General features: G+C 58.9%; 6 protein-coding genes. 5 read left to right on the forward strand and 1 reads right to left on the reverse strand.

Going from position 1 to position 7,961, the window contains the following annotated elements; translation table 11 throughout:
- The coding region (locus ACO48X_RS04005) for a DUF1565 domain-containing protein (protein ID WP_485000820.1) at positions 1 to 1,556 on the reverse strand (1,556 nt) is incomplete at its 3' end.
- A gap of 861 nt (positions 1,557 to 2,417) precedes the next feature.
- Here ACO48X_RS04005 and fabG point away from each other — a divergent pair.
- The 5 genes from fabG to ACO48X_RS04030 form a co-directional block, all read left to right on the forward strand.
- Positions 2,418 to 3,209 carry a 3-oxoacyl-ACP reductase FabG gene (gene fabG, locus ACO48X_RS04010; RefSeq protein ID WP_485000822.1) on the forward strand — a complete coding sequence of 264 codons (792 nt, stop codon included), beginning with the start codon at positions 2,418 to 2,420 and terminating at the stop codon, positions 3,207 to 3,209.
- Positions 3,210 to 3,298: 89 nt separating this feature from the next.
- Positions 3,299 to 4,378, forward strand: a complete 1,080-nt coding sequence (gene ychF, locus ACO48X_RS04015; RefSeq protein WP_485000824.1) for a redox-regulated ATPase YchF — start codon at positions 3,299 to 3,301, stop codon at positions 4,376 to 4,378.
- 49 nt (positions 4,379 to 4,427) lie between these two features.
- Positions 4,428 to 5,921: an ApeA N-terminal domain 1-containing protein gene (locus tag ACO48X_RS04020; RefSeq protein WP_485000826.1), complete on the forward strand. Its 1,494-nt coding sequence runs from the start codon at positions 4,428 to 4,430 to the stop codon at positions 5,919 to 5,921.
- A gap of 833 nt (positions 5,922 to 6,754) precedes the next feature.
- On the forward strand, positions 6,755 to 7,078 hold the full coding sequence (locus ACO48X_RS04025) for a hypothetical protein (protein WP_485000828.1): 324 nt from the start codon (positions 6,755 to 6,757) through the stop codon (positions 7,076 to 7,078).
- A 513-nt stretch (positions 7,079 to 7,591) separates the two neighbouring features.
- On the forward strand, positions 7,592 to 7,961 hold a 370-nt coding region (locus ACO48X_RS04030; RefSeq protein ID WP_485000830.1), incomplete at its 3' end, for an AAA family ATPase.

The following is a 7,961-nucleotide window of genomic DNA, read 5'->3' on the forward strand; positions in this document are numbered from 1 at the left end:
CCAATGGAGACGCCGGTGTTCGACCCTTCGACGACATTCGAGGCGATCACCCCTCCGCTGGAGACCTCATAGAAGACGGCTGTTCCCACGTTCGTGAAGAAGTTGTTGACCGTTTTGGCATCGATGCATCCTTCGTCGCACCAGAAGGCCGGGAAGGTCGTCGTTCGTTCGGACGCCTTGGAAGCCTCGCGCGGAGCCGCCGAGTAATCCACGACGTTGCCTCGGAAAACGGTTCTGTTGGTGTGCGTCACCTTGATGTCCGCGATCGTGCAGTAGGCGAAGCAATCGTGGATGCGGAACTTCGCCGTGTTGTTGTTGGAGAAGTAGTTGCCTTCGTAGACGACGTCGTCCGAACGGTTGGCGCCCGCGGCTCCGCCGCCGTTGTCGACGAAGCGGTTGTTGGCCGCGCGCGAACCGTGCGAGTCGCTGAAGCCCAATGCGCCGCCGGACGAGACCTGCGTGAAGGTCGAATCGACGACCGTCGACTTCGATCCCGCGATGAAGACCGCGACGGCGCCCGCCTTGTCCTTGAACACGGGGTCATTCTGGAGCTTCCACGACTGGACGGGCGAGTACTGGGCGACGTTGATTCCCTTGAGGTTGAAGCCCTCGGCGCTGACCGTGATGGCCCTGGCGTTCCTCGAGACTTCGGCAGTCGCGTTTGTGGGATCCGAACCGACGTAGTAGGTGATTGCGTCCTGCTTGCCGACGTTGAAGCCCTTGTCGTTGTTCTTGGGGTCCTTGAGGGTTGTAGGCGTCTTGTCTTCGACGTAGAAGGTGCCCTCTTTCACCTCGGCTTTGGAAGCGACCTGGCGGAGCGCCTTGCCGTTGATGAAAGCCTGCTCGGGGTAGGCCGCCATGCCTTCCTGCTTGGGGTCCTGGTTGACCGTGCAGACGGTGCAGAAGTTGTGGAAGTTGCCCGTGGCAGCCCAAGCCGAGCCCTGCTTCTTCCACTTGGCTTTGTCGACGACCTCGCTTCCTTTGATCCAAACGGTCGCCCCCGGCGCCGACTGGATCGTGATGTTCTTCTTGGTGACGTCGATCGGGTCCGGCCGATATGTGCCGGCCTTCGCGACGACGGTTCCGCCGTCCTTCACCGTGTTGAGCGCCTTCTGGAAGGTGGCGAACGGCTTGGACTCGGTTCCATCGTTGGAGTCCTTGCCGTCGGTTGCCACCCAGGCGACGTTCGTCTTGGGGACGTCGTAGTTGCCGATCCGCTTGTTCCCGGTTGAAGGCGCCTGAAGATCGGCGTTTGCCTGATTGACGTTGCCGGCGGAGCCTCCCGACGTCGCGCCGTCGCCGCCTGCGGCCCCCTGCGAGGAGCCCCCTCCGGCGGCTTTTGAATCGGCAGACGCCGACGTTGCGTTCTTGCCTCCCGCCCCGTCTGCCTGCGGAGCCTGGGTGCTCGTCGTCTCCGACGTCGCAGTGGATCCCGAAGCCGATGCTCCCGGCTCGTCCGCCGACGTCCGACACCCGGCGAGGGCGCTGATGCAAAGAAGACCCGCAGTGACTGAAACCGTTACCTGACGCGGCAGCGTGATGTGGATTCGTTTCATTGTTCTCCCTCAATGCGTGGTGTTGCAGCTCGAATGAGTTTGGTTGCAACTCAATCGCGTGCTATTTTGAAGCTATTGTTATAAGAATGTTATCGCAACGCAACCGCGCAGGGGGTGTTTTACTACCCATGTATCCGACTTTCCCCTTTGTTTTCAAGGAATTTTACGCGCTTAAGATCGATTGAAAGATGTAGGAAACGTAACGGCGCCCGACGTCGAAGGCCAGTTGACGCTCCGACGGACGTTGTCCGCCGACGTGTGGAGCGGTGGGCCGGTCGGGGAGAATGTGGCGATATGCGGCGCAAAGTCCTTTCTAGTCGCTTCCGTTGCCGTATGCGCACGTCTCGCCGTCGGAGGGTCAAGCCAACTGGCTTATAAGCTCAAAAGCAAGGAAAAATCAACGATTCTGCGAAAAGGGCACGTAAGTTCTGTTTGGGAAAGGGTCGGCAATCTCCGAACTCCTCATAAAGCTATTTTGCACAGATGGGCAAAGCTATTTTGCGAAGTCGTCCGAATGTGATTTCTCGCAGGCTTCTCGCTTTCCCGTCGGAGCGCGTCTCTGTCAGGGCTTTTTCGCGCCGATGGACTTCCATGACATGCAAAAACAGGGCGTTGACGCGCATTGAGGGCCGACAGGCGAACCTCGACGATCGACTGAATCGTTCGTCTCGCTCTCCCGGATCCTTCCCGCGCTGCAGTCGGGATAAGAAGTAGGCTGGAGGCGAGACAATCTTCGAGGGATGCCAAGCTTTGAGGGACACCAAGCTTCGCGGGGCGGCAAGCTCCAAAGGGCACCAAGCTTTAAGGGGTGCCGAGCATTCGTGGGGCGGCAATCCTCGAAGCGCAACAAAGGAGGGCGCGATGAGCGAATCGACGGAGGGGCGGTTGTCGGGCGGCCGCTTGCTCGAAGGGCGCACGGCCTTGGTGACGGGCGGGACGAGCGGAATCGGACGCGGGATCGCCGAGGTTTTGCGCGAACGCGGCGCGGCGGTCGCCGTCACCGGCTTGACCGACGCCGAATGCGAGGAGGCCCGCGCGGCCGGCTTTCCCGCATACCCGCTGGATGTGCGGGATCGTCAAGCGTGCGATGAGGCGGTGGCCCGCGCGGCGAGCGACCTCGGCGGGCTGTCTGTGCTCGCTTCGAATGCGGGAGTGTACCCGCAGGTTCGCATTGCGGACATGGCCGACGAGGACATTTCTGCGATCTTCGGCGTCAACGTCACTGGCACGATCCACATGGTCCAGGCGGCTGCGGCGGCGCTGAGAGAATCTGGGCGCGGACGCGTGGTGGTGACCTCGTCGATCACAGGCAACGTCACGGGATATCCGGGCTGGTCGCACTACGGGGCGACGAAGGCCGCGCAGATGGGCTTCGTTCGCTCGGCGGCGATGGAGTTGGCGAAGGACGGCATCACGATCAACGCGGTCATGCCGGGCAACGTCGTCACGCCGGGCCTGGTCGCGCTGGGCGAGGAGTACATGCGGCGGATGGCCGCCGCGGTTCCGCTTGGATGCCTTGGCGAGCCGCGCGACGTCGGCGAGGCGGTGGCCTTTCTCGCCTCCGACGGCGCCCGCTACATCACGGGCCAGGCGATCGTCGTGGACGGCGGCCAAATCCTGCCCGAATCTCCGGAGGCCATCGCGGACATGTAGGCGAGGCGGCTGCGGGCACCCAGGCAGGGCAATCGCCGTTCGTGCCGCTTGCCCGCGCGTGCGGCTTCGCGTGCCGGTAGAATCGATCCGTGTCATTGACTATCGGAATCGCCGGGCTGCCCAACGTCGGCAAGTCGACCCTGTTCAACGCCCTGACCCGCGCCACGGCTTTGGCTGCCAACTACCCGTTCGCCACGATCGAGCCGAACGTCGGCGTCGTGCCGCTGCCGGACGCGCGGCTGGACAAGCTGGCCGAGCTGTTCCACTCGGCGAAGGTCGTGCCCGCCACGGTCAGCTTCGTCGACATCGCGGGGATCGTGCGCGGCGCCTCTCAAGGCGAGGGCCTGGGCAACCAGTTCCTGGCCAACATCCGCGAGGCCGACGCGATTTGCCTGGTCACGCGCGCGTTCGCCGACCCCGACGTCGTCCACGTCGAAGGACGCGTCGACCCGAAGGACGACATCGAAACCGTCTCCACGGAACTCGTTTTGGCCGACGTGCAGACGCTCGAGAAGCAGATCCCGCGCCTGACCAAGGAAGTCACCGGCAAGAAGACGCCTAAGGAGGTGCTGGAGACGGCCAAGGCTGCCCTCGAGCTGCTCGAGCAGGGAAAGGTGCTTTCGGCGCACGGCACGGACCTCGACCCCGCCATTCTTCGCGGTTTCGGATTGATGACCACGAAGAAGTTCATCTACGTCTTCAACACCGACGATGCCGGCCTGGGCGACGAGGCCATGCAGGCCGAGCTGCGCGATTTCGTGGCGCCGGCCGAGGCGATCTTCCTCGACGCGAAGTTCGAGGCCGAGCTCGTCGAGCTGGAGCCCGAGGAAGCCCGCGAAATGCTCGAGGCCTCCGGGCAGGACGAGGCCGGGCTCGACAAGCTGGCGCGGGTCGGTTTCGACACTCTCGGCCTGCAGACCTACCTGACGGCGGGGGAGAAGGAGTCGCGCGCCTGGACGATCCACAAGGGCTGGACCGCGCCGCAGGCCGCCGGCGTCATCCACACCGACTTTGAGCGCGGTTTCATCAAGGCCGAGATCGTCAGCTATGACGACCTGGTCGAGTACGGCAGCCTCGCCGAGGCGCGTGCCCACGGACGCGTCCGCATGGAAGGCAAGGACTACGTCATGGCCGACGGCGACGTCGTCGAGTTCCGGTTTAATGTGTAAACTGCGTGCAAGGGGAGGAAATGGACGTCCTGGATTAGACGGAAGGACAATGATGAACGATCCTTTGCATCTTGATGAGTCCGCTGAATGGGTGGGGCACTGGTGGCTTCCAGATGATCCTGAAGAGAAAGTTCCGGGTATTTTGCGCTACGATGGGGAAGGAGGCATAGCACTATCGTTGATTGGCGGTTTTGAGGATGGAGTCATGTCGCAATCTCCTTCCGGAATTGTGTCCTATCATGTTGAAAATAAGAAATGGGACGTTATTAGGGGCATGGCCGAACACCGCGAGATCACTCTTCTTGACTGCGCTCCGAAAAGCAGCAGAAGAACACTCGATATAGAACCACAGGGGCCGTATAAACAAAATATAGAGGCAAGGATGGCGCTATTTGGAGTGTATGTGGACAGTGCAGACATCCCGGCGTTCTCAGTGGCTGAAATGTCAATTGAAGACCTTACTCGTTGGGCGGCTACGTCGACAATGGAATGTACCTACGGTGTGTCTGAGAATGAATTTGATGGAACTGCATCCATTTCTATCAAACCAGTTGCACTCCAATCAGCTGTGATTGACGACGCGGAGTTCTGTTTGGTTAATCAACACCCTTTGCCATTCTTTGAGTATTTCAAAGGGCAGACAGTCGGGCGAGTATGCAACACCGTCTCGATGAGGATCAAATCTAAGTCTCCGATTTCATTAAACTATGCACTTGATAAAGTTAAGTTAGTTCAGGACCTGATTTCGTTTGCGACTGATCGCGCTTCTGGTGTTATTTGGCTTCGTTTAGAGTTGTCGCAGGGCGGATGTGAGTTGCCTAACGGTAAGAGATTGCCAAGGGGTGTTGATGTGCTCTATTCGCCTTTAGCATTTGGGTGCCATGACGCGAAAGCAGTTGACCTCCACCGTGTTTTCTTTACCTGCGATTCTCTACCATTTGAGCAGATCCTTCCTCGTTGGTCTGAGAAATACGAGCAACTTCGATCGGCAATCAATATGGTCGGCAGCCTTCGATACGCGCCGTCCAGCTTTATCGAAAACAATCTCTTGACGGCGGTGGGTGCGGCTGAAGTTTTGCATCGAAAGCTCGATATCGATACGAAACCTATTCCCGAGGTCGAGTTCGAGAAGTTGCGTGACGCTATATTCGATATAGTACCCGAAATTCATAAACAAAGGGTAGATATCCGCAATGGACCGTCACTCAGAGAGAGGCTTCTAGCTCTTGCAGAGCGTCTCGACCCGGAAGTTGCTGGGTTTTTCGTTCCGGATGCTAATCGCTGGGCAGCGAGAACAGCGAAGGCGCGCAATGACCTTGCGCATCGAGGTAAGACGCCGAACCATTCCCTCGAAGAGCTGGTCGCTGTCGTTGAAGTGACCAAGGCAGTCGTAGTCTTAAGTTTAGTTAATGAAATCGGACTTCCGATTAAGCAACAGCTTCGGATTGTGCGGGATCATCCACGACTCCAAGGGGTGCGATCGTGGGCGGAGAAGTACCTGATTCCTGATGCAAAGCAGCAGACTGCTGATCAAAAAGGGTAGTTATGGATGTGAGCAGTGTAGCGGCTATTGTCGCGGCAATGGCTTCGTGGGCAGCTGTAGCAGTGGCACTGATTGCGATCCGGCCTGCGCGACGGTCGGCAAAGGCTTCCGAGGAACAGACTGATATTCAACGGGAGCTCGCGCGTCAGTCTGCGCAGCCCTATGTTTGGGCAGATATCCAACTCGACAGACGGCAGGGCGCTTTGATTCACCTAGTCGTCGGCAATTCTGGACCTACGGTGGCCAGAAATGTTCGCGTGACCATTGATCCGCCACTGCCTGTCCAATCTGGCGATATGACTTGCGCTGAGGTTGCGCAACCCGCTGAGGTTGCGCAACGACGGCTTCAAAAAGGAATTCTCTCCTTGGCCCCGGGAAGAAGGATCTCTTGGTTCATAGGGCGAGGCTCTGAGCTTCTCCAAAACGAAAATGATACAACGGTTTATAAAATCTGTGTGAACGCAGATGGACCTTACGGACCCATAGCCCCGAATCAAATTGAGATTCGCTTGACTGACTGGCGCGAATCAATCGATGCGCCAGACGGGTCGTTGCATTACGTCCGTGAAGAGATTAGAAATCTTGTAACGGCCGTTAAGAGTTTATCTAGGTCCAGAAACTGATGTTAGAGCCCTTTAGTGGTTTTTCTTCTATATTTTTAGAATCGGATGCGCGCGCGAAAGTGTCCGAACCCCTTTGTGTCAGGCTGGTTGTGAGTCAGTTCTGGTTCCTTTTTGGAGGGGATTTTCATGGTGTGTCGGTATTCGACGTCGGAGACAGCGGAGTTGACGGCAGAGTATGTGGATCTGCCGTGGGGAAGGAAGGGGCTGTGGTTGAAGGAAAAAGGCATTGCCCGGTCGACAATGATGCGGTGGAGACGGGCGTTTTTGTACGGGGATCTGGCCGAAGGGATCGTTCCGCGCGATACTGGCGACATGAGTGACGTAGACGGAGCGCGTTTCGAGCGGTTGAAAGCCCGTCTTGCCGCTCGGGAAAAGGACTTTGAACGCGAGCGGGCCGAGCTGCGCAAGAAGATCGAGCGCCACAACGCGGTCTTGGAACGGTCTGCCGATGCGCTGGGAAAAGCTATCGGGCTCTTGGGCGAGGCTCGCGACGGGCACGAGCCTACAGGCGGTCAGGGCAGTCCGACCGACTGAGCGCGGGCGGCGTCGACGTCGGCCAGATCGACGCCGAGCTTGTCAAACGGCTGGTCCAGGCCGGGCACTCTCAGCGAACGGCGCTGAAGACGATCGGCCTGTCACGGGCAAGCTGGCATTACAGGTGCCGCTTCACACCTCACCGCCTCCGGCTGGCACCACAACCTGCCCCTTAAAACGGGGTGTGGTCTGCCGTTTCGACGTTGAACTGCGTGAAGGTGCCCTAGCGGCGTAATCTGCAAAGGATCAGAGGCCGTTCTAGGGCACGTAACACAGTATAGCTACGAAGGGAATGAGGCTCGAGGGGGGGCAGTCTATCAGTTTGGTTCACCCAGGGGTTTCGGTAAAAGTCTGCGGACACTTCAAGCCCTGTTGAGGGAAAGGTGTCCGCGAAAGACGGTGGCCTCGTCCGGCTGCCGACCTGGTTCTCTTTCTGCGATTTGCCTGATTCAGCTCCCGCGATTTGCCTGATTCAAGTTCTGCTATTTGCCTGATTCAAACTCGGCGATCTTTATGATTGAACCATGGTTTATATGCGTCAGACCATTGATTTGGAACTGGACGACCTGTTTTCCTTTCGTCGCCGCAATAGCGCTTGACGGCCCCAAAGCCGTCGGCAAGACGACGACGGCCGCTCAACGGGCTGCGGACATCATGAATCTGGACAGGACGGCAGAGCGTGTGCCCCTTGAGGCCGATCCTGAGCTGCTCCTATCTCGTCCACGTCCCCTGCTCATTGACGAGTGGCAGAACGTGCCAGAGGTGTGGGACGTAGTCCGGCACGCCGTCGATCGGGATCCTTCAGGAAGGCAGTTCCTTTTAGCGGGAAGTGCGACGCCTCGGGCCGGTGCAACTGCGCACTCAGGCGCAGGCCGAATTGGCA

Source organism: Peptidiphaga sp. (genome assembly GCF_057238965.1).